Source organism: Saccharopolyspora tripterygii (assembly GCF_054778355.1).
Window position 1 is genome coordinate 157,004 of record NZ_BAAGZP010000001.1, and the last position, 23,313, is coordinate 180,316.

A 23,313-nucleotide genomic window follows, 5' to 3' on the forward strand; every position below is an offset into this window, starting at 1 on the left:
AGGCGGCGAAGGCTCGCAGGGCGCCGTACGCCTGGAACGTTTTGCCGGTTCCGACGGGGCCGAGCAGCAGCAGGGATGGGCCGCGGCCGATGTTGGCGACGGGCCGGCGACCTTGGTCGGTGGCGGCCCGGTCCACGACGTCGCACACCCAGTTGCGGACCTGGGGGTTGGTGACGTGGGCGTCGGTGAATCGGGGCGGGATGGTGCGGAGCCGGTCGGCGGCTTTGGAGCGAACGTCGGCGAGTTGCCCCGGGTCGTGGTTGTGGTCGGGGTAGTTGCTTTCGAGGGTGGTGATGCTGGGGTCGGTCATTGCTGGATCGCCCTTTCCCACGCGTCTTGTGTCCATGCGTTGGGGTCGTAGTTGGATTTGAACGGCTGGTAGCCACCGGAAACGGCCTTGAGGTGTGGTTGTTCGCGGTTGGGGTCTCGTGCGGCGGCTCGGTTGCTCACGGCTCGGTCGTAGAGCCACAGCAGGGCTTTGGGGGTTCGGGCCTCCGTTTTGGGGTCGTGGAATAGCGCGAGCGCGTCGTTGATGGCGGCTTGGACTTCGTTGGATTTGCCCTTCTCGGTCATCAACTCCTCGGCGTGCCGGGCGAGGGCGCGCACGGTGCTGCTGCGGTACGGGTTGCCGATGCGGGTGTGCCAGGTGGTGACGAGTTGGTGCGCGGTGGGTCCGTGCGCGGTGTTGGCGAGTTCGGCGTGGGTCAGGTTCGGGTCTGTGCTTCGGCCACCCCGCGTGCGCGCACGCGCACGGGGGACGCCTTCAGGCGTCCCCTCCTCTGTTCCCCTGTTCCCCTGTTCCTCTGTTCCAGTCGATGGGGTTTCGCGAATGTCTCGCGAGGGTGTCGCGAGGGTGTCCTGTTTCGCACCGTTCGTACGTTCCTGACCTGCGGTTTTGCGCTGATCGCCGGGCGGGGTGCCCTTCGGCGGCTTGGGATAGCGCTCCTTGTTCGGACGGTCGACGCGTTGGTGCTTTTCCCAGTTCGTGATGTGGATGTAGGAGACCCCATCAACCGTGTATCTGGTCAGTCGCAACCCTCGCGAGAGTGTCGCGAGACCCTCGCGAACGAACTCTCTGGCTTCCATCGGATCGTCTTCCAACGCGAAGAGATCGGCGGCGATCTGCCGGAAATCATCGATACCGACGCCGTTGTCATCGACGTAGGACCACAGCCCGATCCAGAGCAGCCGGATGTCGCGGGGGAGGTCTGCGACGTCTTGGGAGCGCCAGAATTCGGGTTTGATGCTCCGGATGCGCATCGGGGTCGCTCCTTACTGTCGGGGGTGGTCGAGCTCGGGGTTGGTCATTGCTGCCGTGCCTGTTCTGGGTTGGGGTCGCGTCCGATCCGGTCTCGGATACGGGCGGTGGTGTAGAGGCTCATGCGGGTGTGGAGGGCGATCTGGGCGTCGGTCCACCCGCGGGTGTGGAGTTCGGCGACGAGGTCTTCGCGGTCGCGGGTGGAGAGCGCTTCGGCGGGGAGTTCGCCGCGGCAGCAAGCCCTCCACCGCCGTTGCGGTGACCGTGCGGTGGGGGCCGTCGGCGGGTTGGTGAGTGGTCGTCGTGTGGGCATCGTTTCCCCTGGTCGATTCAGGCTCGCATGGAGATTAGTGGGTACTCGCTAGTGCCCAGTTTCAGGCTGGGTGGTTTCGCCGTTGGTCCAGATGCTGTTGCGGCCGGCGTGCCGGGAGCGGCGGGTGGCGTGGCAGGACCGGACCCAGCGGATGCGGCCGTCGCGGGAGGCGCGGGAGAACAGGCTGGGCAGCACGTTGTGGTGGTGGCAGGGGACGTTGGTGGGGATGCGGCGCCGCACGTCCTCGGCGGTGAACTCGGGCATGGTGCGACGGCAGTGGTCGAGGGCCTTCTCGGCGTGGTGGAGGTAGTCGCGGTGTCCGGCGGTGGCGGCGGCGAGGTTGTTGGTGACGCCGTCGAATTGGAGCTGGTGCCCGTTGCTGGTCATGCGGTCTCTCCGTTCGCGTGGAGTGCCTTCTGGATGACGTGGTGGGCGGTTTCGAGTCGGCGGGCGATGGCGGTGATGGTCAGCCCGCGGGCGTGGAGGGCGCGGATCGTGGAGTCTCGGTCGATGGGCCGCAGTTCCTTCGACACGAGCTGCCCCCGCATTGCCATCTCCACGGCGATGTCGTCGACCTGGTCGTCGCAGTCGGCCTCGGCGCCGGGCCCCACGTTGGGGTCGTCGATGGTCGCGTCGTCCCAGGCCATGGGTGGGAGCCAGCCGCGTGCGGTGGCGTAAATCCGTGCCCTGCTCGCCGCGGACTTGTCGTGGCGGGTGGCCTGCGGCGGGGTGAGGTTCCACAGCCGGTCATAGAGCGCGGAGACGGCTTGGGCGGTGGAACCGTTGACCTGCGTGGCGGTGAGCATCTTCGACATGTGCTGCTGCGGAAGGTGCAGGTAGTGGGCGAGTTTCTTCTGGGACCAGCCGAGCACCATCAGCGCTTGCAGGCGCCGTTGGGTTCCGGTGGCATCCACCCGAGGGCCGTAGTGGAACCGGCGACAAGTGCGGGGCTCGCTGTCGATGTCGTGGACGGTCATGGACGGGGCCGCTCCATCCTCGGTTGCGATGTGAGGTGCCATCCCTGGCAGCGGCGGCAGGCGTAAACGCGCTGCTCGTGGCGGTTTCCGTTGTTGTCGGGGTGCAGGGCGCGTTTGATGCGGCAGTCCAGGAGTTCCGCTTCGGCGACGCCCCGGGTGGGGTACCGGCGTTTGCGGCACCCCACTAACGCGGTCATCGCGCTTCCGTGAGGTGCGCGGTCAGGTCCGGATCGTCGGGCAGGATCCCCTGCTCGCCGTCGTCGGGCTTGGTCTCGTCGACCTCGGCGTCGATGTAGTCGGTGCGCTGGCCGTGCAGCGCGGCGTCCGGGTTGACGCTCGTGTCGACCCGCACGGTGTTGTCGGCCTCGATGGCGGTCGCGAACTCCGTGGAGCGCGGCATCCACTTCGCAAGCTGGCGCACGCAGGTCTTGTGCGCCATGGCGTCGAAGTTGTCCTTCCACGGCCCCGTCTTCGACTTGGCGTTCTGGTCGCGGTACTCCTTCATCTCGTCGTGCGACATGACGACGAACGCGTGCCCACCGGTCACGAACTTCGCGAAGGCGTAGTAGGCGACCGCCTCGCCCTTCGAGCCGGTCATTGCGGGCTTGTGGATCAGCGAGTCCGCGAGGCCGTAGTCGACATCGAAGGTGTCGTTGGCGTAGACGGTGCGGGCCTGCAGCGACTTGATCTGCCCCGAACGGTGCGCCAACTCGACCAGGCCCTGGTAGCCGATGACGAGCTGCGCCTGGCGGCCGAACGGGATCAGCCACGCGTGGCCGAGAACTCCGGGCCGCAGACCGAGCTGCGCGCAGGTCATCAGGCCGCCGAGCACACTGGCGGCGTCGCAGCGGGCGAGAGCCGGGGTGGTGCGCAGGCAGGTCATCGCGTCGCGGACGAGCTGCGCCGCCTCGGCGCCCTTGGGCATGGCCATCTGGAACTGCGACTGCATCGAGCGGATCTGGTCGGCCATCGACGGCGGTTCGCCCTGCTTGGCAACCTGGCCGCTGTTGGCGTCCTTGACGCGGCGGGTGAGGTCGTTACCCATCGGTTGGTACTCCCGTTCTGTGGTTGGTGGTGTCGGTCAGTCGCTGGCGGTGAAGCGCAGCTGCCGCGTGCGGTACGCGGCGTACACGTCGGGGTGCTCGGCCTTGAGCGCGTCGACGTCGAGCTCGGTGCGGGTGATCTCGCGGGTGTAGGCGGCGACCAGGGCGGGCTGCTCGTCGACGAGCCGTTTGGTGTTGAGCCGGTTGACCTGTTTCCAGGTGGCGATGGTTCGTCCACCGGGGGTTTCGATGCGGTCGCCGTCGCCGATCAGGCCCTTGATGCGGTTCTTGATGGCGTCGTGGTCGGCGGTGGCGTCCTTGACCGCTTGGGCGGTCTTGGCCTTGGCGCGGATCAGGTCGTCGGCGAGGTCGTCGGTGATCTCGGCCGCGGTGTCGCTGGCGGTGGGGAAGCGGCCGGCGAGGAAGGTTTCGACGCTGGCGGATCCGTCCAGGTCGGGTTCGGCACCGGTTTCGATGTGGTCGCGCCAGAACCGCCCGGAGATGTCGACGAGGTGCCCGATCAGCTCGTCGTCGCGCTGCACGGTGCGGTATTCGTTGCGCTGCCCGCCGATGAGTACGGCGACGTGCCAGCGGGTCAGTCCGGTGACGGCCATGCACCACTGGGCCTGCAGTTCGGCGTGGTCGGGTACCTGCTGGTCGTCCCATTCGTGGGCGAGCCACTGGTTGCAGGTCTTGCCCTCGTATCCGGCGCCGTCGCTGCAGAAGCCGTCGGGGTTGGCGAGCATCCAGGGCCAGCGGGTGGAGCGCCAGGTTCCGGCGGCGGTGATGGTGAGGTCGTGGTGGCGGGCGAAGCGGTCGCGAACGACCGGCTCCAGGAGCGTGCCCATCTCGGCGGCCTCCGACGGCCACTCCTCGGTTAGCGGTAGCTGCCCGGTTTTGTCGAGCCACAGTTCGTAGCGGCTGCGGTAGTGGTTGAGGCCGACGAGGGTGGAGACGTCGCTGCTACCGATGCCGGTGCGGCGGGTGGTGAGCCACTGGTGGTACGGGGGGTTGGGCGGCAGGATCTGCTGCGCGTGGTCGCCGCGGGGCAGCTGCTGGTCTTGGGTGAGGGTGGCGGTCATCGCTGGGACTCCGCTGGTTGATGGGTGGCGGGGTTCGATGGGTTGTTGTTGATCTTGGTGAGGTGTTCGCCGCGACCGTTGCGTTGGGCGCAGTCGGCGCATTCGGCGCCGCGTATCCAGCCGGGGTATCCGAGCCCGTCGTGGTTGGGGTTCATGGCGACGTCGCGGTAGCGGTCGCCGGGCTGGATGGCCGGGCGGTCGCAGGTGATGCACCGGTGCGGCTTGGCGGCGGTTCGTACGGTGGCGCGGATCATGCGGGCACCTCCGCGCTGTGGGGGATGAGCGGCCACGACCGGTTGATGACGATCGCGTCGATCTCGTCGACGGGGGCGTTCTCGGCGGTCTTGCGTCCGCGCAGGAACTGCTCGAAGCGGGCGGACTGGTCGGCGAACCACTCGGCCTGCAGGTACTGCAGTTCGGCGAGTTCGCATCCGAGCTGCTGCGGGTGCCGTTCGGCGACTACCCACGCGAGCCGGGCGGCGGCCAGTGCGTCCCCAGCGGAGGTGTGTGCCTGGTCGGCCGCGAGCTCGATGCCGTAGTGGGCGCAGACGTCGGCGAGCTTGCGGGAGCCCTTGCGGTAGCGGTCGACCGACTTGTCGATGACCAGGGGGTCGATCACCGGGCCGATGCCGTGGAGTCCGCGACCGCCGTAGCGGCGCAGTTCCCGGTCGAGCAGGGTGAGGTCGTAGGGCGCGTTGTAGACCACGACCGGAACACCCTTGATCCAGGCCTGCCACAAGGCTTGCTCGACCTCGGGGATCGCCACGTCGGGGCGGGCGCCGTCGGCGCGGGCCTGCCCGGTGGTGATCCCGTGCACGGCGGTGGCCTGCTCGGGGATGTCGACGCCGGGGTCGACGAGCCAGGTGCGGGAATCGGTGGTTCTGGAAGTCACGTCAATCCGGGTAACCGTCACGGTGACGATTCGAGCGGTCTCCGGATCGACCCCGGTTGTCTCCGAGTCGAATGCGACAAGGACGTCGTTGTGCCAGGTCACGCCGCCACCCCCAGCGCGAGTGGTGCGGCGTGGGCCTCGTACTCGACGATCACCGTCGAGTCGGTGGGGGCGTCGTCCAGGGCGGTGCGCACGACCGCGATCACGCAGTCGCCGCAGGCGTAGCGCAGCCCGACGGGTTCCTCGACGGCGTCCCAGTAGACGCCGATGCGGCCAGCGTGTTCGGTGCCGCACTGCTCGCAGTCGTCGAAGTCGCTGGTGACGGTGACGTGCTGGACCTTGACCTGCGGGTCGTCGGTGAGCTCGGCGGGGGCGGTCACGATGCCCTACCCATGCTGTCCGGGTGGGCGATCGGGTCATCAGAGCCGTCGAGGTACTCGCGGAGTGCGGAGTCAGGGATCAGGTAGCGGCGCCCGGTGGAGCGGGTGCGAAGTTTCCCCGCCTGGATGAGGTTTCGGACCTGCTTGTCGCTGAGGCCGAGCATGCCAGCGACCTGCTGGACGGTGTGGGCCAGGAGCTGGTTCGGGCCGATGTTGGTGCTCATGCGGCACCCCCGGTGGGCTGCTGACCGCGCAGGACGGGGATCCAGCGCTTGGCGGCGGCGTTGGGGGTGGAGTTGGACGGGTAGAGATCAGCGGGTTCGACGCCGAGGGCGTCGGCGAGCCGCAGGATCGTGCGGGGGCTGGGGTTTCCGTGCCCGGTTTCGAGGGTGCTGATGTGGTTGGGGTGGAGCCCGGAACGCCGGCCGAGGCTGGCGAGGGAGTCGCGGGTGCGCGACCGGGCAGTGAGCAGTTCGGCCCAGGGGCCGTGGAGGGTGAATGCTGCCTTCATGGTTCCCAGTTTATGCCCACTAGTGGTCAGTTTCAACTGAACAGTGTGTACCCACTGGCTCACTCACTGCCCACACCGCTATCTAGTGCCTGGCCACTATTGGGCGCACTAGTTGTCTCCAGTCGCACGGGTGCGACATGCTTGACACGTGGCAGCCCAGACCAGTACCGAGCACCCCGTCAACGACCAGGAACGCCCCTGGCCCTGGGGCCCGAAACTTCGCGACGCCCGCGAAGCACTCGGGCTATCCCAGCGCTACGCCGCCAAGCGCGCCGGCATCTCCCAAACCACGTGGGCCAACCTCGAAACCGGGATGGTTCACCTCGGGAAGGGCATGTACAAGCCGTACGACTCCCGCGCCTCCACAGTCCTGGCCGCGGCCAGCGTCGTTGGCCTTGACCCGAGCGAGGCGCTGCGGTTGACCGGGCACGATCCGGCCGAGGGCCCCGGGTTCAACCCCTACGGCTCGCCGACGGTGTCGCAACGTCAGCTCGCGGACAAGCTCGCCGCCCTGTCCGAGCACCAGCGGGCCCTGGTGGTTGCCCTCATCGACGAACTCACCCAGGCCAACGCCGAGCCGGTGCCGGACACCGTCGTGCCGTCGCACGAGCGCAGTGCCGCGACGAAGTCGCGGAAGCGCGGTGCACGCGATAGCCGACAGCATCATCAAGCCCCGCTTATCCCTGATCTTTGATCACCGCAGGTTGACTTAGGCCGAGGAGACTTCGTCGTCGAGCATGTCGCGGCCGGCCTGGAGCATCGCGTGTTCGTCGATGCTGCTCGGGGCGTGGCCCAGCGGGTAGTCGACCTGGATGTGCTCCTCGGGATCGCCGACCGCGCCGGGCTCCTGCGGATCCACGAACCGGGAGACGACGATCTGGTCGCGCAGTTCAGCGCGAGGTGATTCGATGCAGGTCGTGGTTCTTCGGGCCGGAGAGTCAGCACCGATCGCACTGCGACTGGCGAAAGAACCGTCATGGTGAAGGGACACGTCGTGTCCTCCTCTCGTGCGGGGCTCTCCGGCGGGGATTCTCGGCGGGACCCACATCTTTACTCGGTAGAACCGGGTATTGCACCCACCCTGAACGGCCCGTGAGCCGTGGAAACACCAGGGATGCGTGACGTGTCTGTCCACTGTGGGTCTTTTGATCCGTCTGGTCACACCTGATGTTTACGAGCAGATACTGATCATCCCGTTGGGGTGAACGGCTCAAACCCGACAGGTGCCCAGTGGGGAGAGTCCGACCGATTGTCGCAACACCCACTGGGAATGCTACTCACGGTCACATCACGTGCTGTGTCGAACATGTGTACTACCCAACCGCGTGATTTGCATGATCGCAAGCAACCACGCGGCTGAAACCGCGCACTGGACCATGTCAAGCGCCAAGCGGTCTAGTTCGCCCAGTCGGGCTAATAGCCTCTGCTGCGATGAGCGGTCGCAACCGCCGGAGAACGCGCCCAACGGCATCGGTCGGGGTAAAGCGTGGATCCACGCAATATCCATGCTTTACGTCCAGGGTTGGGCGGTTACCACTGGCCGCCACAGGAACTCGCGGTGACGTCACGTGCTGGACAAGGCGCCTACAGGGCGTGATAGAAAGTGGTCCGCACAATCGTCAGAGTGTCGGTTCGAACCCGACCGGGGGCACTTTTCCAAGCTATCGGGTCATCCGATCTCGCACCTCCACCATCCGCGCATTTCGGGCGACTCGTTCGAGTGATCTTCGCGGTTCGGCTTGTTGGTGAAGCCCTTTCGTGCTTGCCGGGCGGTCCGCTTCAGTCGCGTTCCGGTTTCGGTTCGGTGAAGCCCCGGCCGAGCGATGGTCCGTCCGGCCGCTCGGCCAGGAGGACTCGCTGCTCGTTGAGGTGGCGATTACCCGGTGGGGGTTTCGCGCCCGGCGGGTCAACCGCGACAATGCGCCCTCATGGCCTACGAGCGAGACCCCCGGGCCGGACGGCCGGGACCGGGACAGCAGGGACCGCAGCAGCCGGGACCGCAGCAGGGTGGACCTCGGCCGCCGGGGCCGCCCCCCGGCCCGCCGGGACAACCGCCGGGCGGTCAGCCCAGGCCGCCGCAGGTGCCGCCGGGGCAAGCGCCGCCGCCCGGGCCGGGCCCGCAGCAGGTGCCACCGGGCCGGGTGCCGCCCGGTCAGCCGCCGATGGGCGGCCAGCCGCAGCAACCGATGCCCCCGCAGCAGCCGCCGCAGCAGCCCCCGGGCGGGGTTCCCGGGTACCAGCCGCCGGCCAACAACCCGTACCCGGAGACCCGCATCGATCAGCGCGTCGACCCGCACGCCGATCCCTACGGCTACCGAGACGACCGCTACGACGATCGGTACGACGACTACTACGACGACCGGTACGACGACCGCTACCGGGAACCGGAGCGCGACCGGTACCGCGACGACTACGACCGCCGCGACCGGGACTACGACCGCCGCGACCGGGACTACGACCGCCGCGACCGGGACTACGACCGCCGCGAGCGCGACCACGACCGGCGCGATCGGGACCGGTTCCACGGACCCAGCGCTGACGCCATCGGCCGCACGATCCAGGTGCTCAGCGCCCTGATCGCGCTGGTGTTCGTGCTGCACATCATCTTCTCGGTGACCGGTGCCAACCAGGGCAACGACTTCGTCGCCTTCACCTACGGCACCGCGAAGTTCTTCGTCTTCGGCCTGGGCGACGTGTTCACCCCGGGGGACGCGACGATCGGTCTGGTGCTCAACTACGGCCTGGCCGCACTGATCTACCTGTTCGCCGGTCGGATCATCGCGCGAGCCCTCCGGCGGTGACGCTGGGTTGAACCGGACCCGGAAATTCCGGGTCCGGTATTGCGGATGTCACCTGTCCGCGTGACCAGGGAAAACTTTCCGTGATCGCGGCATGGCGGGCCGGACTACCAGGGGGCGACCGCCGTCCGGTGTCCGGGCATGGCACCCTTGAACTGGCCGGACCTGCGATTCAGGCGGGTCCAGCCGCGCACGCACGGCCCGGGTTGCGCTCGACGGAACCGACGTCGGGCGCTCGCCCCCAGCGGCCCATTGACCAGGAGTAGCTGAGTGGAAAGTTTCTTCTCCTTCATCCTCTACCCGGTGTCTGCGATCTTGTGGTTCTGGCACAAGGTCTTCGGCACCGTGCTGGGGCCGGACAACGGCTTCGCCTGGGCGCTGGCCGTGTTCTTCCTGGTGTTCACGCTGCGAACGGTGCTGATCAAGCCCGCGCTGAGCCAGATGCGCGCAGGCCGCAAGATGGCCAAGTTCTCGCCGCACATCCAGAAGCTGCGCGAGAAGTACAAGAACGACCGCCAGCGCATGGCGCAGGAGATGCAGAAGCTCCAGTCCGAGCACGGGGTCAACCCGCTCGGCGGCTGCCTTCCCGCGCTGCTGCAGATCCCGGTGTTCCTGAGCCTGTTCCACGTGCTCCGGAACTTCCACCCGGGCGCGCAGAGCAACTTCGTCTTCGACAAGGCCGGCGTCGACTCGTTCATCCAGGCCAACATCTTCGGCGCGAAGCTGTCGAACTGGATCACCCAGCCCGAGGCGGAGCTGGCGCTGTTCGGCACCAACCGCACGTCGATGATGATCGTCGCCATCCCGCTGATGGTGATCGCCTCGGTCGCGACCTTCTTCACCATGCGGTTGTCGGTGAAGAAGCAGACCGACGCCTCGATGGCCAACCCGCAGTCGGCCATGATGGCCAAGTTCATGATGTACATCGCGCCGATCGGCGCGCTCATCTCGGGCTGGTTCCTGCCGATCGCCGTGCTGCTGTACTGGCTGGCGAACAACATGTGGACGCTGGGTCAGCAGCACTTCCTGACCAAGAAGATCGACGCCGAGCAGGAGCGCGAGCGGCAGAAGGAGATCGAGGCCAAGAAGGCCACGCCGCGCCCGAAGCCGGGGCAGAAGCCGACCCGCGAGGGCAAGGCCGAGACCGCGCAGGAGACCGCCACGGCAACCGCCACCGAGGCCAAGCCGTCCAAGCCCGCGCCTGGTCAGCGGCCTGGCGGCAAGCCCGGCGGGAAGAAGAACCAGGCGAAGAACCGTCCCGGCAAGCAGGCTTCCAGAGCCAAGAAGCGCCGTTAGGTAAATCGCAGGCAAAAGGCCGGTGGATCTTGTGTCCGCCGGCCTTCTGCTTCCGGTAAAGTCCGGTTTTACCGAACCGGGAACCGATCGGGACCACCGGTCGTTGGATCTGGTGACGGCGCAAGCACGCCCAGGAGGATGAGTTGCGCACTACGAGCAACCCCGCGTTCCGCAAGCTGCCGGAAATGGCCGGTGGCTACGCGAACTTCAACCACGGTCAGGGGCAGCAGTCCGCTCCCGGCCAGGCGCCGGCTGCTCCCCCGCAGGCCGCGCGCCCGATGACGATCGACGACGTGGTCACCAAGACCGCGATCACCCTGACGCTGGCCGTGATCACGGCGGCGCTGACCTACCTGGTCGGTCCGCCCGCGGTCATTCTGGCGCTGCCGGCAGCGCTGATCGCCCTGGTGATCTCGCTGGTCATCATCTTCACCAAGAAGGTCCGGCCCGCGCTGGTCGTGGCCTACTCGGCGTTCGAGGGCGTGTTCCTCGGCGGCATCAGCTACGTGTTCGGGTCGTCGTTCGGCTCGGCGATCATCATGCAGGCGGTCGTGGGCACCCTCGGTGTGTTCGCCGCCATGCTGGTCGTCTACAAGACCGGTGCGATCCGGGTGACGCCGAAGCTCACCAAGTGGATCATCGGCGCGGTCGCGGGTGCGGCGGTGCTGATGCTGATCAACCTGGTCGCCGGCTTCTTCATGCCGGGCGGTCTCGGCCTGCGCGAGGCTGGCCCGCTGGGCATCGGCTTCAGCCTGCTGTGCATCGGCATCGCGGCGTTCAGCTTCCTGCTGGACTTCGACGCCGCCGACAAGTCGATCCGCAGCGGCGTGGACGCCAAGTTCGCCTGGTACATCGCCTTCGGCCTGATGACCACCCTGGTCTGGCTGTACCTGGAGATCCTCCGCCTGCTCTCGTACTTCACCAGCAGCGACTAGGGCGGAGCCCGCAAGACCCGGAACGGCCGCCACACCCCGAGGGGCGTGGCGGCCGTTGTGCGTTCGCGCTTTGTTCGGTTCGGTTCGCGGCGTCAGCCGCTGTTCCAGGTGCGGGACTCAGCTCGCACCGCCGCGGGTTCTGAGGGGGTTCTCCTGTGAGGACGCGCCGACGTGGTGTATTGGGCATACATGAGTCGGCGCGCCCGGAGCAGGAGGACCGCAGCGTCTTCCCGTTCGGGGTTTCCGCTACCCGCACCGCTGAGCAAAGCGCCCAATCGATCTGAGAATGCTCAGCTGAGGCGTTCGAGGACCATGGCCATGCCTTGGCCTCCTCCGACGCACATGGTTTCCAGGCCGAACTGCTTGTCGTGGAACTGCAGCGAGTTGATGAGCGTGGTGGTGATGCGGGCGCCGGTCATGCCGAACGGGTGGCCCACGGCGATCGCGCCGCCGTTGACGTTCAGCTTCTCCAGCGGGATGCCCAGGTCCTTGTAGGACGGGATGACCTGCGCGGCGAACGCCTCGTTGATCTCCACGAGGTCGATGTCGTCGATGGTCTTGCCCGCGCGCTTGAGGGCCTGCTTGGAGGCCTCGACCGGGCCGAGGCCCATGATCTCCGGCGACAGGCCGGACACGCCGGTCGACACGACGCGGGCGAGCGGCGTCAGGCCGAGCTGCTTGGCCTTGGTATCGCTCATGATCACCAGGGCGGCGGCGCCGTCGTTGAGCGGGCAGCAGTTGGCGGCGGTGATCCGGCCGTCGGGGCGGAACACGGGCTTGAGGCCGGCCACGCCTTCCTTGGTCACGCCCGCGCGCGGGCCGTCGTCGGCGGAGACGACGGTGCCGTCCGGGGTGGTGACCGGGGTGATCTCGCGGGACCAGAAGCCGTTGGCGATGGCCTTCTCCGCGAGGTTCTGCGAGCGGACGCCGAATTCGTCCATCTCGTCGCGGCTGACGTCCTTGAGCCGCGCCAGGTTCTCGGCGGTCTGGCCCATCGGGATGTAGACGTCCGGGACGAGGTCGAGCTCGCGCGGGTCGGTCCAGCCGTCCGCGCCCTGCTCGGCGGTCTGCTTGGTGCGGGCCTCGGCGTCGGCGAACAGCGGGTTGTGGGTGTCCGGCAGCGAGTCCGAGGAGCCCTTGGCCAGGCGCGACACGGCTTCGACGCCCGCGCTGATGAACACGTCGCCCTCGCCGGCCTTGATGGCGTGCAGCGCCATCCGGGTGGTCTGCAGGCTCGACGAGCAGTAGCGGGTGATGGTGGTGCCGGGCAGCTGGTCGTAGCCGAGCTGGACGGCGACCGCGCGGGCCATGTTGAAGCCCTGCTCGCCGCCGGGCAGTCCGCAGCCGAGCATCAGGTCGTCGATCTCGGCGGGGTCGAGCTCGGGGACCTTGTTCAGCGCGGCCGTGATGATCTGGGCGGTCAGGTCGTCCGGACGGATGTCCTTCAGCGATCCCTTGCCGGCGCGGCCGATCGGGGAGCGCGCGGCGGAGACGATGACTGCTTCGGGCATGGGGAACTCCTTCGTTCGCCTGGGCGCGAGAGTTGGCTACTGACCGGTCACTTTAGAGGCGTTCACACCATCCTGTCGGTGACGCCACTCACCCACAAGCCCAACCGACCGCTTGGTACGCCCGGTGCCCGCCGACGGCTCACCCGACCGAGCCCCCGTCAGGGGCGGCGGAGGTGGAGGCGGCGGTTGAGGTGGGCGACGATCCGGCTGGTGGGCCGGCGGGCCTCCGCCGTCTCCGAGCGCGTCGGAGCCGGCGGCAGCGGGCCGCCCTGCCACGCGCCGACCGCGATGCACATGACCGGGAGCAGGATGTCGGCCGCGGCCTCGTAGCCCGCGCCCGAGGGGTGGAACTTGTCCGGGCTGAAGTACTCCGCGGGCCGGGCCAGGAACTCCGGCGACAGCAGGTCGGCCAGCGGTACCGCGAACCCCCCGCAGGCCTCCACGCTGCGGCGCTGGGCGCGGGCCAGCGCGAGGCTCCACCGGCTGGCCACCGAGCGCAGCGGCTGCGGGATCGGCCGGATCGAACCGAGGTCCGGGCAGGTGCCCACGACGACCTTCACGTCCGCCTCGACCAGCCGCCGGACCTGGTCGCCGAGCAGCTCGGCGCACCGGGAGACCGGCAGCTGCGAGGTGACGTCGTTCGCCCCGATGATGATCAGCACCGCGTCCGGTGGACGTCGCAGGACCGCATCGACCTGCGCCGACAGCTCCTGGGTCCGCGCTCCGACGATGGCGTGCGTGGTCAGCGCGACGGGCCGGTCCACCTCCTCCGCCAGCCCCTGCGCGACCCGGACACCGGGCAGCTCGCGCGGGAGGCTCGCGCCCAGCCCGGCCGCCGAGGAATCGCCGAGCACGGCCATCTCCAGCGGCTGGACGTCCTCGGGGACCTCCTCGCGCGGTACCGGTCCGACACCGGTGGGCAGGTGCACGCCGTCGGCGCGCAGCGGATCGGCGACAGGCGGGCCGATGATCCGCCGAGCGTGCCCCGCCTGCCCGTTGAGCAGTCCGTAGGCCGCTCCGGACAGGCCTCCCGCTGTGCCCGCGGCCAGCAGTGCGAGCCGCAAAGCCTTCGTCGCGATCATCTCGGCCCCTCCCTCCGCACCGCCCCGGGGACGGGAATGCTGACCCGTCCGACCAGGGGCGCGCTCGGCGAAACGCCCCATCTCCCCACTGGGAGAACGCCGCCGAACCCGAAAAAACTTCCTCAACCGTGTGTCGTCCGGAAGGTCCCTTGGGTTAGCACCTGACCAGCCGATTACGCTCGGCATCACACCCGCGCCGGAGACCCGCCGGGCGGGACCGACCGACGATTTAGGACGAGGCGTGGACTACGTCGAGCACGTCACCGAATTGGTGGGCAACACTCCGCTGGTCCGGCTGAACGCGGTGGCCACCGGCAAGACCCCGGTGCTGGCGAAGGTGGAGTACCTCAACCCCGGCGGCAGCGTGAAGGACCGCATCGCGCTGCGCATGATCGAGGCAGCCGAGGCCTCCGGCGAGCTCAAGGCCGGCGGCACCATCGTCGAGCCGACCTCCGGCAACACCGGCGTCGGCCTGGCGATGGTCGCCCAGCGCAGGGGATACCGCTGCGTGTTCGTCTGCCCGGACAAGGTCAGCGAGGACAAGCGCAACGTCCTCAAGGCGTACGGCGCCGAGGTCGTCGTGTGCCCGACCGCCGTCGAGCCCGAGCACCCCGATTCCTACTACAGCGTCTCGGACCGCCTGGTCGAGGAGATCGACGGCGCCTGGAAGCCCAACCAGTACGCCAACCCGCAGAACCCCGAGTCCCACGTGCACTCCACCGGCCCCGAGATCTGGGAGCAGACCGAGGGCAAGGTGACGCACTTCGTCGCGGGCATCGGCACCGGCGGCACGATCTCCGGCACCGGCGAGTACCTGAAGAAGGCCTCCAGCGGCAAGGTCAAGATCGTCGGCGCGGACCCGGAGGGCTCCGTCTACTCCGGCGGTCACGGTCGCCCCTACCTGGTGGAGGGCGTCGGCGAGGACTTCTGGCCGACCACCTACGACCAGGGCGTCTGCGACGAGATCGTGCCGGTCACCGACGCCGAGTCCTTCGAGATGACCCGGCGCCTGGCCAACGAGGAGGCGCTGCTGGTCGGCGGTTCCTGCGGCATGGCCGTGGCCGCTGCGCTCAAGATCGCCGAGAGCACGAGCCCGGACGACGTGATCGTGGTGCTGCTGCCCGACGGTGGTCGCGGCTACCTCGGCAAGATCTTCAACGACTCCTGGATGGCCTCCTACGGGTTCCTCTCGCCGGACGTCGGCGGTGGCCGGGTCGGCGACGTCCTGCGCCGCAAGGACGGGACGATCCCCGAGCTGGTGCACACGCACCCCAGCGAGACCGTGGCGGAAGCCGTGGCGATCCTGCGCGAGTTCGGCGTCTCCCAGATGCCGGTCGTGCGCGCGGAGCCGCCGATCATGGCGGCCGAGATCGCCGGCGCGGTCAACGAGCGGGACCTGCTGGACGCGCTGTTCGCGGGCCGCGCGCACCTGGCCGACACCGTCGAGCAGCACATGTCCCCGCCGCTGCCGACCATCGGTGCAGGTGAGGAGATCAGCTCGGCGATGTCGGCGCTGACCGGGGCCGACGGAGCGATGGTGCTCATCGACGGCAAGCCCGCCGGAGTCGTGACCCGCCAGGACGTGCTCGGTTTCATCGCCGGTCGATGACGAGTTGATGTGGAAACGGCACTGCGCTCAAGTCTGATCAGATAGCGTGGTGCCGAAGTATGCCCAGGACTTTGGACGCCGCAAGGGAGTAGTACCCGATGAGCTCTCCGCAGCCGCCGGACGGCGGTCAGCAGGGTTCGGACCCGATTTCGAACCGGATGGACCCCCAGGACGAGAACCAGGCTGGCGGTGACTCGACCCAGGTCGTGCGTCCGGTCCAGTCGCAGGGGCAGCAGCAGCCGCAGTCCGAGGCGACGCAGGTCGTCCGGCCCACGGGTCAGCCGCAGCAGGGCGGCGACTCCACCCAGGTGGTGCCGCCGTCGATGCAGCCTCCGCAGCCGATGTACCAGCAGCCGGGCCAGGGCGGCCAGCAGCCGGGCGGCGCGGACGCGACGGCGATGGTGCCGCCGTCGATGCAGCCCCCGCAGCCGATGTACCAGCAGCCGGGCACGCAGAGCCAGCCCGGCGGCTTCCCGTCGCAGCCGCAGCAGGGCACGCCCGGCAGCGGCTTCCCGGCTCCGCAGGCCCAGGGCGGCTTCCCGCCCCCGCAGGCCGGCGGCTACCCGGGTCAGGGTCAGTCCGGGCCGGGCAACCCGCAGCTCGCCAAGGTGTGCGCGATCCTGGGCATCGTCTTCGGCGGCCTCGGGATCCTGTTCGGCATCATCGGGATCGTCAGCCTGGCAGGCGTGTCCGCGATGGCGTCGCAGGCCGAGTCGCTGGGCGTTGAGCTCCCGCCGATGGGCCTGATGTACACGCTGACGATCGTCAGCGTTTTGGTCTCCATCGTGTACCTCGTCGGCGGCATTCTGCTGCTCAAGCGCAATGCGCTGGGCGCGATGATGATCGGTGGGGCTGCGGCGCTCGGTGTGATCGCCAACCTCGTCACGCTGTTCATGTACCCCGGCGTTTCCGGCGTCGTCGGGATCCTGTTCGGCATCGCGCTCGCCGTGCTGGCGTTCCTTCCGGCGGTCCGCGAGTGGGCCAACGCCGGTTCCGGCGCCCCGGCTCCGCAGGCCGCCGGTGGTTACGGCCCGCCGCAGGGCGGTTTCGGCCAGCAGCAGCCGCCGCAGCAGTTCGGCCAGCCCGCCCCGCCGCAGCAGTTCGGCCAGCAGCCCCCGCAGGGCTACGGTCAGCCGCCGCAGCAGGGCTTCGGCCAGCAGCAGCCCCCGCAGGGCTACCCGCAGTCCGGTGGTTTCCCGCAGCAGGGCGGCTACCCGCAGCAGCCGGGTCAGCCGCCGCAGCCGCCCCAGTGGTGAGCTGACGCGAAGCACCCGAAGTGCTCCCGACCTGACCAGGTCGGGAGCACTTCGCTTTTCGGGCCCGGATCGGCGGATCGCCGCAGGAGTAATACGCTGCTCCACATGAGTGACGGCTTCGCCACCCGCGCGATTCACGCGGGACAGGAGGCAGACCCGACGACCGGTTCGGTGATCGTGCCCATCCACGCCACCTCGACCTACGCGCAGGACGGCGTCGGCGGGATGCGCTCCGGGTACGAGTACTCCCGGACCGGCAACCCGACCCGGACCGCGCTGGAGCGCTGCCTGGCCGAGCTGGAGAACGGCAGGCACGCGCGGGCCTATGCCTCCGGCATGGCGGCCACCGACGCCGTGCTGCGCTCCGAGCTGCGCCCGGGAGATCACCTGGTGATCCCGGACGACGCCTACGGCGGCACCTTCCGGCTGATCGACAAGGTGCTCACCGGCTGGGGCATCACCTACACGCCCGCGCCGGTGTCCGATGTGGACGCGGTGCGCGCGGCGATCCAGGACAACACCAAGCTGGTCTGGGTGGAGACGCCCACCAACCCGCTGCTCAACATCGGGGACATCGCCTCCCTGGCGCAGGTCTCCGCCGACGCGGGCGTGAAGTTCGTCGTCGACAACACCTTCGCCTCGCCGTTCCTGCAGCAGCCGCTGGAGCTCGGCGCGACCGCGGTGGTCCACTCGACCACCAAGTACCTCGGCGGGCACTCCGACGTGGTCGGCGGCGCCGTGGTCACCTCCGACGACGCGCTCGCCGAGCAGCTGGCGTTCCTGCAGAACGGCGCGGGCGCGGTGCCCGGCCCGTTCGACGCGTTCCTGACGATGCGCGGTCTCAAGACCCTCGCGGTGCGCATGGAGCGCCACAGCGCGAACGCCGAGCGGATCGTCGCGGCGCTCAGCGGGCACCCCAAGGTCGCGAAGGTCCTCTACCCGGGTCTGCCGGACCACCCGGGGCACGAGGTCGCCGCCAAGCAGATGAAGCACTTCGGCGGGATGATCTCGTTCCTGCACGCCGACGGCGAGCAGGCCGCGCTGGACGTCTGCGCCCGCACGCGGCTGTTCACCCTCGCGGAGTCGCTGGGCGGCGTCGAGTCGCTCATCGAGCACCCGGGCAAGATGACGCACGCGAGCACCGCCGGTTCGATGCTGCAGGTCCCCTCGGACCTGGTCCGCCTGTCGGTCGGGATCGAAGACGCCGACGACCTCGTCGAGGACCTGCTGGCCGCTCTCGGCTGAGCACGGACGTGGGCGGGTGCGCTCGGCGACCTGGGCCGCGCCCGGGCCGCCTGGGCTCCGTGCGCCGCGACTTATGTATGCCAATACACGGCGTCGCGGCGTACTCACCCAGACGGCGTGTGAGAACCCGCGGCGGTGCGGGCTGAGTCCCACACCTGAAGCAACGGCTTCGCCGCATTCTGAAACGACTCCAAAACCGGGAGGTGGAGAGTCCGGCGGGCACCGCGAGCCCGGCGCTCGGCGCGGCCGCTCACCTCACCGGGCCAGGAACGGGTCCGCGCCGTCCGGAGCGGGCGATTCGACGGGCTCGCGCGGGGTGACCGGGAGGTCGCTGGGCTGCAGGCAGCCGCCGATGAGCTCCACGACGCCGTCGTGCTCGCGGTAGGTGCCCGGGTCGTCGCAGCCGGAGCCGAGCACCACCAGGACCGCCGCGCCCGACAGCGCCGCCGCCGTGACCATGCCTGCCAGGAGCGGCAGCACGCCGCTGCTCGGCTGCGCCATGATCGCCTCCCCGCAGTGCGTCGAGCCGCGCTTCGCGCTCGGTGACCGGTCCGTCCACCGAGCGTACCGAACCCGCGGCGCTAGTACCGGTAGATCAGCGGTGGCACGATTGCCCCATGCAGCTCGTCGACCTGGAACGAATCCGCGAAGCGGACGCCCTGCTCGCCAAGGTGGCCCGGCGGACACCGATGGAGCACTCCCGGATGCTCGGCGAGCACACCGGCGGTGAGGTCCACCTCAAGTGCGAGAACCTCCAGCGCACCGGCTCCTTCAAGTTGCGCGGGGCCTACGTGCGGCTGCTCGGGCTCCCCGCCGAGCGCCGGGCCGCCGGAGTGGTGGCGGCCAGCGCAGGCAACCACGCGCAGGGCGTCGCGCTGGCGGCGCAGCTGCTGGGCATCCCCGCCACCGTCTACATGCCCGAGCGGGCCCCGCTGCCGAAGCTCGCCGCGACCAAGGCCTACGGCGCCGAGGTGACGCTGCACGGCGCGGTGCTCGCCGAAACCCTCGCCGCCGCCAAGGAGCACGCCGAGCGGACCGGCGCGGAGTTCATCCACCCCTTCGACCACCCGGACATCGTCGCAGGTCAAGGTACTGTAGGGCTCGAAATCCTGGAGCAGCTCCCCGAGGTGCGCACCATCCTCGTGCCGACCGGCGGGGGAGGGCTGGTCGCGGGAGTGGCGGCTGCGGTCAAGGCCACGCGCCCCGACGTGCGGGTGCTGGCCGTCCAGGCGGAGCGCGCCGCCGCGTGGCCGGTGTCGCTGGCCGCCGGGAAGCCCGTCCCGATCAGCGACACCCAGACGATGGCCGACGGGATCGCCGTCGGCGAACCGGGCGCGGTGACCTTCGCTCACGTGTCGGACCTGGTGGACGGGGTCCTCACGGTCAGCGAGGAGTCGCTTTCGCGGGCCCTGCTGCTGTGCCTGGAGCGGGCGAAGCTCGTCGTCGAGCCGGCCGGCGTCGCCGCGGTGGCGGCGCTGCTGGAACACCCCGAGCAGGTCGTCTCGCCGACCGCCGCGGTGATCTCGGGCGGCAACATCGATCCGCTGCTGATGCTCCAGCTGATCCAGCACGGCATGACCTCGGCCGGTCGGTACCTGTCGCTGCGGGTCCGGTTGCCCGACCGGCCCGGTTCGCTCGCCGCGATGCTGGCCAAGCTCGGCGAGCTCAACGCCAACGTCATCGACATCGAGCACTCCCGGATCTCCGGCGCGCTCGCCCTCGGGGAGGTCGACGTGGAGGTCTCGCTGGAGACCAGAGGCCAGGAGCACCGCGAGTACGTCGTGACCCAGCTCGAAGACGCCGGTTACACGATCCTCGCCCGCCGCTGAGCAAGGAGTTCCCACTTGACTGCGACCCACGGTCCCGACGAGCTGGACGCCCGGCTGCTGCTCCTGCTGTCCGACGAGCCGCGGCTGGGCGTGCTGGAGTGCTCCCGCCGGCTCGGCGTCGCCCGCGGCACCGTGCAGGCCAGGCTGGACCGGCTCGTCCAGCGCGGCGTCCTGCAGGGGTTCCCGCCCGAGCTGGACCTGGCCGCGATGGGCTACGGGCTCACCGCGTTCGCGGTGCTGGAGATCGCGCAGGGGCACCGCGGGGTCGTGGCCGACGCGCTGGCCGCGATCGACGAGGTGTGCGAGGTGCACGCGACCACCGGTCAGGGCGACCTGTTCGTGCGGATGGTCGCCCGGTCCAACGACGACCTGCAGCGGGTGATCGACGAGGTGGTCGGAGTTCCCGGTGTGCGCCGCACCTCCACGTCGATCGCGCTGTCCACTCCGGTACCGCCGAGAGTGCGTCCGCTGCTGCGCCGACTTTCCGGGGAAAAGCGAGCGGGCGTCCCGGAAACCGGAACGCCAGCGGACCGAGCGGATTAGCTCGGTATCGATTCTTAATTGCGGTGAAACCGCATCAAGGTTTCACCGCATATATGCCCTGTGAAGCCAGATCAACAAAGGGACGCGCAGCGACTCGAAGCCGCTGCGCGTCAATGAAGTGCGCGATGAAAGATCAGCCGTTGAAGGGCTCGGCCTTGACGAGCGTGACCTTCATGTTGCCGCCGTTGGGCAGTTCGTACTCGCGGCTCTCGCCCTCCTCGGCGTCCAGCAGAGCCTTGCCCAGCGGGGAGCTGGGGGAGTAGACCTCGAGGTCGCCGTGCGCGCCCTCTTCGCGGTTGGCGAGCAGGAACTGCTCGGTCTCGTCCTCGCCGTCGTAGCGGACGGTCAGCACAGAACCGGGCTTGGCCACGCCCGACTCGGTGGGCACGTCGCCGACCTGGGCGGTACGCAGGAGTTCCTGCAACTGGCGGATGCGGGACTCGACCTGGCCCTGCTCCTCGCGGGCGGCGTGGTACCCGCCGTTCTCGCGCAGGTCGCCTTCCTCGCGGGCTTCGTTGATCTTCGCGGCGATCACCGGGCGGTTGGCCACGAGCTCGTCCAGCTCACCCTTGAGCCGGTCGTAAGCATCCTGGGTCAGCCAGGTCACCTGGGTCTCGCTCACGGTCACCACTCCTCGTCGACTTCTCGACCCGCACTACCCGCGGGTCAAATTGCAATTCCGCCCTTTTCTCAGCCAATGCCAAGTAACGGAAAAACACGGCCCTCAGCGGGGGCCGTGCTGCGCTCGACGATAGCACGAATCAGCACGCAAAGGGGCCGGATTCTCCTCCCGCCCGACGTGCAGCGGGGCGCTTCACCCGGTTGGCCGCGTGTGAGTGGACAAATATTCAGGAACGTTGTAAGTGCAGCCGTACACCTCCCCGATGGTCGCTCGGACGGAGGTACGAAGCACAGTGTCCTGCCGAGTCACGCCGTTCGCCGGGTGAACCAGGACCTCGCGCCTGCCGACTTCCTCGCCGTCCTCGGAACGGCCGCGCACCACGCAGTCCGCGGGGCGCTGCGGGTCGTCCCGCTGGACTTCGAGGGTGACCCGCACGGAGTGGTCGTCGATCACCTCGAAGGCGACCTGCTTGCCCTGGATGGGCGTGGAGCCGAGGTTGCGGAAGCCGATGAGCGCGACGCCCGTGAAGGCCAGGCCCACGACCACGAGCAGTGCCCAGCGCAGGACGGGACGGGTGCGCGCGCTGCGAGCGCGCGAGCCGTACCGATCCGGTGGGACCTGCTGCTGCGTCACGGCGGCCTTTCGACGCGGGCGGTGGATCTGCGGCCGGAACCACAAGGGGTGAGGGCCGGGAAGTCGGCTCCACCGGGAACAATGGAGGACGACATCCACGTTGAGTATCCCTGGAGCGCCCAGCGGGCCGACGGCGGGGCCGTCGAGGACTTGGGGGCCTCGCACAGGGCGGATGCTGCTACTAGCGGGAGGAACAAGCGGGCGATGGCGGACAAGCTGCGACTGATGACGGTGCACGCGCACCCGGACGACGAGTCCAGCAAGGGGGCCGCGACCACCGCGCGTTACGTGGCCGAGGGTCACGACGTGATGGTGGTCACCTGCACGGGAGGTGAAGCAGGCAGCATCCTCAACCCGGCGATGGACCGGCCCGAGGTCGTCGAGAACCTGACCGAGGTGCGCCGCCAGGAGATGGCCAACGCGGCCGAGATCCTCGGCGTCGAGCACCGCTGGCTCGGCTACGTCGATTCCGGGCTGCCGGAGGGCGACCCGGTGCCCGCGCTGCCGGAGGGCGTGTTCGCCACGGTCCCGGTCGAGGAATCCACGCGCGAGCTCGTCAAGGTCGTGCGGGAGTTCCGCCCGCACGTCGTGATCACCTACGACGAGAACGGCGGCTACCCGCACCCCGACCACATCCGGTGCCACGAGATCTCCGTCGCCGCCTTCGACGCGGCCGGGGACCCCGACCTGTTCAAGGGCGACGGCGAGCCCTGGCAGCCGCTGAAGCTCTACTACTCGCACGGATTCGCCCGCAAGCGCATGCAGCTGTTCCACGAGTCGCTGCTCGGCGAGGGCAAGGAATCGCCCTACACCGACTGGCTCGAGCGCTGGGACGCGCAGAACCGCCCCGACCCGGACGACCGGGTCACCACGCGCGTGCCGTGCGGGGAATACTTCGAGAAGCGGGACGACGCGTTGCGCGCCCACGCGACCCAGATCGACCCGACGAGCCGCTGGTTCGCGGTCTCGTGCGAGGTCCAGCGCGAGCTGTGGCCGACCGAGGACTACGAGCTGGTGCGTTCGCTGGTCGACACGACGTTGCCGGAGGACGACCTGTTCACCGGCGTGCAGGAGAAGGTGTGCGCATGAGTGCCCAGGAGACCGTCGCACTGGTGCTGGCCCAGACGCCCGGTCCGCCGCAGGACCCGGGCGGGCAGGGCGAGGACTTCGGCAAGTCCTCCCCGCTCGGCCTGGTGCTGCTGATCGTGTTCGCCATCGCGGTGGTACTGCTGGTCCGCTCCATGACCAAGCACCTGAAGAAGCTGCCGGTGGTCTTCGACGAGGACAAGGCCAACGCGGCCACACCGGCCCGCGTCAAGCGAGCCGAGGCCCAAGCGGCGAAGGAAGCCGAGGAGGCCGAGAAGTCCGAGGGATCGGAGGGCGCCGAGGAGCCGAAGGGCTCCAAGGCGAAGACCGAGTAGGACCTGCGCGCGACGGGGCCATCCGGGACACCGGGTGGCCCCGTCGCGCTTTCCCGGGGCCACCCTCACCAGTGCGG

At 69.1% G+C, this 23,313-nt stretch carries 29 protein-coding genes; 12 read left to right on the plus strand and 17 right to left on the minus strand.

Going from position 1 to position 23,313, the window contains the following annotated elements; translation table 11 throughout:
* Both ACYVF3_RS00865 and ACYVF3_RS00870 read right to left on the minus strand, forming a co-directional pair.
* Positions 1-310: hypothetical protein (locus tag ACYVF3_RS00865; protein WP_461152366.1), on the minus strand; the 310-nt coding region annotated here is incomplete at its 3' end.
* Entirely contained in the window at positions 307-1,260 is a 954-nt protein-coding gene (locus ACYVF3_RS00870; RefSeq protein WP_461152367.1) for a hypothetical protein, read from the minus strand. The genes ACYVF3_RS00870 and ACYVF3_RS00865, both read right to left, overlap by 4 nt.
* 128 nt (positions 1,261-1,388) lie before the next feature.
* Between ACYVF3_RS00870 and ACYVF3_RS00875 the strand changes: the two genes are divergently transcribed.
* The gene (locus ACYVF3_RS00875) at positions 1,389-1,520 is read left to right on the plus strand and encodes a hypothetical protein (protein WP_461152368.1); all 132 of its coding nucleotides are present in this window, start codon (positions 1,389-1,391) and stop codon (positions 1,518-1,520) included.
* Between the two features lie 99 nt (positions 1,521-1,619).
* On the opposite strand, the gene ACYVF3_RS00880 is transcribed toward ACYVF3_RS00875, so the two are convergent.
* The 9 genes from ACYVF3_RS00880 to ACYVF3_RS00920 form a co-directional block, all read right to left on the minus strand.
* A complete protein-coding gene (locus ACYVF3_RS00880; protein ID WP_461152369.1) occupies positions 1,620-1,958 on the minus strand; it encodes a hypothetical protein in 339 nt (112 codons plus the stop codon).
* Entirely contained in the window at positions 1,955-2,548 is a 594-nt protein-coding gene (locus tag ACYVF3_RS00885; RefSeq protein WP_461152370.1) for a hypothetical protein, read from the minus strand. Before ACYVF3_RS00885 ends, ACYVF3_RS00880 begins: the two co-directional genes overlap by 4 nt.
* A 193-nt stretch (positions 2,549-2,741) precedes the next feature.
* Entirely contained in the window at positions 2,742-3,593 is an 852-nt protein-coding gene (gene recT / locus ACYVF3_RS00890) for a recombination protein RecT (protein WP_461152371.1), read from the minus strand.
* A gap of 36 nt (positions 3,594-3,629) precedes the next feature.
* Entirely contained in the window at positions 3,630-4,673 is a 1,044-nt protein-coding gene (locus ACYVF3_RS00895; protein WP_461152372.1) for a YqaJ viral recombinase family nuclease, read from the minus strand.
* Positions 4,670-4,927 (minus strand): hypothetical protein, encoded by a 258-nt coding sequence (locus tag ACYVF3_RS00900; protein WP_461152373.1) that lies wholly within the window; start codon positions 4,925-4,927, stop codon positions 4,670-4,672. The genes ACYVF3_RS00895 and ACYVF3_RS00900 overlap by 4 nt, the downstream gene beginning before the upstream one ends.
* On the minus strand, positions 4,924-5,667 hold the full coding sequence (locus tag ACYVF3_RS00905) for an exonuclease domain-containing protein (protein ID WP_461152374.1): 744 nt from the start codon (positions 5,665-5,667) through the stop codon (positions 4,924-4,926). Before ACYVF3_RS00905 ends, ACYVF3_RS00900 begins: the two co-directional genes overlap by 4 nt.
* Entirely contained in the window at positions 5,664-5,945 is a 282-nt protein-coding gene (locus tag ACYVF3_RS00910) for a hypothetical protein (protein ID WP_461152375.1), read from the minus strand. Before ACYVF3_RS00910 ends, ACYVF3_RS00905 begins: the two co-directional genes overlap by 4 nt.
* Positions 5,942-6,169 carry a helix-turn-helix domain-containing protein gene (locus ACYVF3_RS00915; RefSeq protein ID WP_461152376.1) on the minus strand — a complete coding sequence of 76 codons (228 nt, stop codon included), beginning with the start codon at positions 6,167-6,169 and terminating at the stop codon, positions 5,942-5,944. Before ACYVF3_RS00915 ends, ACYVF3_RS00910 begins: the two co-directional genes overlap by 4 nt.
* Entirely contained in the window at positions 6,166-6,456 is a 291-nt protein-coding gene (locus ACYVF3_RS00920; RefSeq protein WP_461152377.1) for a helix-turn-helix domain-containing protein, read from the minus strand. Before ACYVF3_RS00920 ends, ACYVF3_RS00915 begins: the two co-directional genes overlap by 4 nt.
* 148 nt (positions 6,457-6,604) lie before the next feature.
* Between ACYVF3_RS00920 and ACYVF3_RS00925 the strand changes: the two genes are divergently transcribed.
* Positions 6,605-7,150 carry a helix-turn-helix domain-containing protein gene (locus ACYVF3_RS00925; protein ID WP_461152378.1) on the plus strand — a complete coding sequence of 182 codons (546 nt, stop codon included), beginning with the start codon at positions 6,605-6,607 and terminating at the stop codon, positions 7,148-7,150.
* A 15-nt stretch (positions 7,151-7,165) separates the two neighbouring features.
* Here the strand turns inward: ACYVF3_RS00925 and ACYVF3_RS00930 are convergent, their stop codons facing one another.
* Complete coding sequence (locus tag ACYVF3_RS00930) at positions 7,166-7,447, minus strand: hypothetical protein (protein ID WP_461152379.1); 282 nt, start codon at positions 7,445-7,447, stop codon at positions 7,166-7,168.
* Between the two features lie 937 nt (positions 7,448-8,384).
* Here ACYVF3_RS00930 and ACYVF3_RS00935 point away from each other — a divergent pair.
* The 3 genes from ACYVF3_RS00935 (at position 8,385) to ACYVF3_RS00945 (ending at position 11,485) form a co-directional block, all read left to right on the plus strand.
* Positions 8,385-9,257, plus strand: coding sequence for a hypothetical protein (locus ACYVF3_RS00935; RefSeq protein WP_461152380.1), 873 nt, complete (start codon positions 8,385-8,387; stop codon positions 9,255-9,257).
* Between the two features lie 300 nt (positions 9,258-9,557).
* Complete coding sequence (gene yidC / locus ACYVF3_RS00940) at positions 9,558-10,550, plus strand: membrane protein insertase YidC (RefSeq protein WP_461152381.1); 993 nt, start codon at positions 9,558-9,560, stop codon at positions 10,548-10,550.
* 143 nt (positions 10,551-10,693) lie between these two features.
* Positions 10,694-11,485, plus strand: a complete 792-nt coding sequence (locus tag ACYVF3_RS00945; RefSeq protein WP_145745368.1) for a Bax inhibitor-1/YccA family protein — start codon at positions 10,694-10,696, stop codon at positions 11,483-11,485.
* Between the two features lie 290 nt (positions 11,486-11,775).
* Here ACYVF3_RS00945 and ACYVF3_RS00950 read toward each other — a convergent pair whose 3' ends face one another.
* A complete protein-coding gene (locus ACYVF3_RS00950) occupies positions 11,776-12,996 on the minus strand; it encodes an acetyl-CoA C-acetyltransferase (RefSeq protein WP_461152382.1) in 1,221 nt (406 codons plus the stop codon).
* Positions 12,997-13,154: 158 nt separating this feature from the next.
* On the minus strand, positions 13,155-14,078 hold the full coding sequence (locus ACYVF3_RS00955) for an SGNH/GDSL hydrolase family protein (RefSeq protein ID WP_461152383.1): 924 nt from the start codon (positions 14,076-14,078) through the stop codon (positions 13,155-13,157).
* A gap of 241 nt (positions 14,079-14,319) precedes the next feature.
* Here ACYVF3_RS00955 and ACYVF3_RS00960 point away from each other — a divergent pair, with 241 nt between their 5' ends.
* The 3 genes from ACYVF3_RS00960 (at position 14,320) to ACYVF3_RS00970 (ending at position 18,188) form a co-directional block, all read left to right on the plus strand.
* The gene (locus ACYVF3_RS00960; protein WP_461152384.1) at positions 14,320-15,687 is read left to right on the plus strand and encodes a cystathionine beta-synthase; all 1,368 of its coding nucleotides are present in this window, start codon (positions 14,320-14,322) and stop codon (positions 15,685-15,687) included.
* A gap of 98 nt (positions 15,688-15,785) precedes the next feature.
* Positions 15,786-16,943, plus strand: coding sequence for a hypothetical protein (locus ACYVF3_RS00965; RefSeq protein WP_461152385.1), 1,158 nt, complete (start codon positions 15,786-15,788; stop codon positions 16,941-16,943).
* Between the two features lie 105 nt (positions 16,944-17,048).
* A complete protein-coding gene (locus ACYVF3_RS00970) occupies positions 17,049-18,188 on the plus strand; it encodes a cystathionine gamma-synthase (RefSeq protein ID WP_461152386.1) in 1,140 nt (379 codons plus the stop codon).
* Between the two features lie 255 nt (positions 18,189-18,443).
* Here the strand turns inward: ACYVF3_RS00970 and ACYVF3_RS00975 are convergent, their stop codons facing one another.
* Entirely contained in the window at positions 18,444-18,689 is a 246-nt protein-coding gene (locus ACYVF3_RS00975) for a hypothetical protein (protein ID WP_461152387.1), read from the minus strand.
* A 116-nt stretch (positions 18,690-18,805) separates the two neighbouring features.
* On the opposite strand from ACYVF3_RS00975, the gene ilvA reads away from it, so the two are divergent.
* Positions 18,806-20,017, plus strand: a complete 1,212-nt coding sequence (ilvA, locus tag ACYVF3_RS00980) for a threonine ammonia-lyase (protein ID WP_461152388.1) — start codon at positions 18,806-18,808, stop codon at positions 20,015-20,017.
* Between the two features lie 15 nt (positions 20,018-20,032).
* The gene (locus tag ACYVF3_RS00985) at positions 20,033-20,560 is read left to right on the plus strand and encodes an Lrp/AsnC family transcriptional regulator (RefSeq protein WP_461152389.1); all 528 of its coding nucleotides are present in this window, start codon (positions 20,033-20,035) and stop codon (positions 20,558-20,560) included.
* 133 nt (positions 20,561-20,693) lie between these two features.
* On the opposite strand, the gene greA is transcribed toward ACYVF3_RS00985, so the two are convergent.
* A complete protein-coding gene (gene greA, locus ACYVF3_RS00990; protein WP_461152390.1) occupies positions 20,694-21,182 on the minus strand; it encodes a transcription elongation factor GreA in 489 nt (162 codons plus the stop codon).
* A 192-nt stretch (positions 21,183-21,374) separates the two neighbouring features.
* Positions 21,375-21,815, minus strand: a complete 441-nt coding sequence (locus tag ACYVF3_RS00995) for a DUF4307 domain-containing protein (RefSeq protein WP_461152391.1) — start codon at positions 21,813-21,815, stop codon at positions 21,375-21,377.
* A 204-nt stretch (positions 21,816-22,019) separates the two neighbouring features.
* Here ACYVF3_RS00995 and mca point away from each other — a divergent pair, with 204 nt between their 5' ends.
* Complete coding sequence (gene mca / locus ACYVF3_RS01000; RefSeq protein ID WP_461152392.1) at positions 22,020-22,904, plus strand: mycothiol conjugate amidase Mca; 885 nt, start codon at positions 22,020-22,022, stop codon at positions 22,902-22,904.
* Positions 22,901-23,236, plus strand: a complete 336-nt coding sequence (locus tag ACYVF3_RS01005; RefSeq protein ID WP_461152393.1) for a hypothetical protein — start codon at positions 22,901-22,903, stop codon at positions 23,234-23,236. The genes mca and ACYVF3_RS01005 overlap by 4 nt, the downstream gene beginning before the upstream one ends.
* The last annotated feature ends 77 nt before the right edge of the window (positions 23,237-23,313 follow it).

Coding starts and splice junctions, on each gene's coding strand:
- ACYVF3_RS00870 (WP_461152367.1), bottom strand. CDS start 1,260: ATGCGCATCCGGAGCATCAAACCCGAATTCTGGCGCTCCCAAGACGTC.
- ACYVF3_RS00880 (WP_461152369.1), bottom strand. CDS start 1,958: ATGACCAGCAACGGGCACCAGCTCCAATTCGACGGCGTCACCAACAAC.
- ACYVF3_RS00885 (WP_461152370.1), bottom strand. CDS start 2,548: ATGACCGTCCACGACATCGACAGCGAGCCCCGCACTTGTCGCCGGTTC.
- recT (WP_461152371.1), bottom strand. CDS start 3,593: ATGGGTAACGACCTCACCCGCCGCGTCAAGGACGCCAACAGCGGCCAG.
- ACYVF3_RS00895 (WP_461152372.1), bottom strand. CDS start 4,673: ATGACCGCCACCCTCACCCAAGACCAGCAGCTGCCCCGCGGCGACCAC.
- ACYVF3_RS00900 (WP_461152373.1), bottom strand. CDS start 4,927: ATGATCCGCGCCACCGTACGAACCGCCGCCAAGCCGCACCGGTGCATC.
- ACYVF3_RS00915 (WP_461152376.1), bottom strand. CDS start 6,169: ATGAGCACCAACATCGGCCCGAACCAGCTCCTGGCCCACACCGTCCAG.
- ACYVF3_RS00920 (WP_461152377.1), bottom strand. CDS start 6,456: ATGAAGGCAGCATTCACCCTCCACGGCCCCTGGGCCGAACTGCTCACT.
- ACYVF3_RS00935 (WP_461152380.1), top strand. CDS start 8,385: ATGGCCTACGAGCGAGACCCCCGGGCCGGACGGCCGGGACCGGGACAG.
- ACYVF3_RS00950 (WP_461152382.1), bottom strand. CDS start 12,996: ATGCCCGAAGCAGTCATCGTCTCCGCCGCGCGCTCCCCGATCGGCCGC.
- ACYVF3_RS00955 (WP_461152383.1), bottom strand. CDS start 14,078: ATGATCGCGACGAAGGCTTTGCGGCTCGCACTGCTGGCCGCGGGCACA.
- ACYVF3_RS00965 (WP_461152385.1), top strand. CDS start 15,786: ATGAGCTCTCCGCAGCCGCCGGACGGCGGTCAGCAGGGTTCGGACCCG.
- ACYVF3_RS00970 (WP_461152386.1), top strand. CDS start 17,049: ATGAGTGACGGCTTCGCCACCCGCGCGATTCACGCGGGACAGGAGGCA.
- ACYVF3_RS00975 (WP_461152387.1), bottom strand. CDS start 18,689: ATGGCGCAGCCGAGCAGCGGCGTGCTGCCGCTCCTGGCAGGCATGGTC.
- ilvA (WP_461152388.1), top strand. CDS start 18,806: ATGCAGCTCGTCGACCTGGAACGAATCCGCGAAGCGGACGCCCTGCTC.
- mca (WP_461152392.1), top strand. CDS start 22,020: ATGGCGGACAAGCTGCGACTGATGACGGTGCACGCGCACCCGGACGAC.
- ACYVF3_RS01005 (WP_461152393.1), top strand. CDS start 22,901: ATGAGTGCCCAGGAGACCGTCGCACTGGTGCTGGCCCAGACGCCCGGT.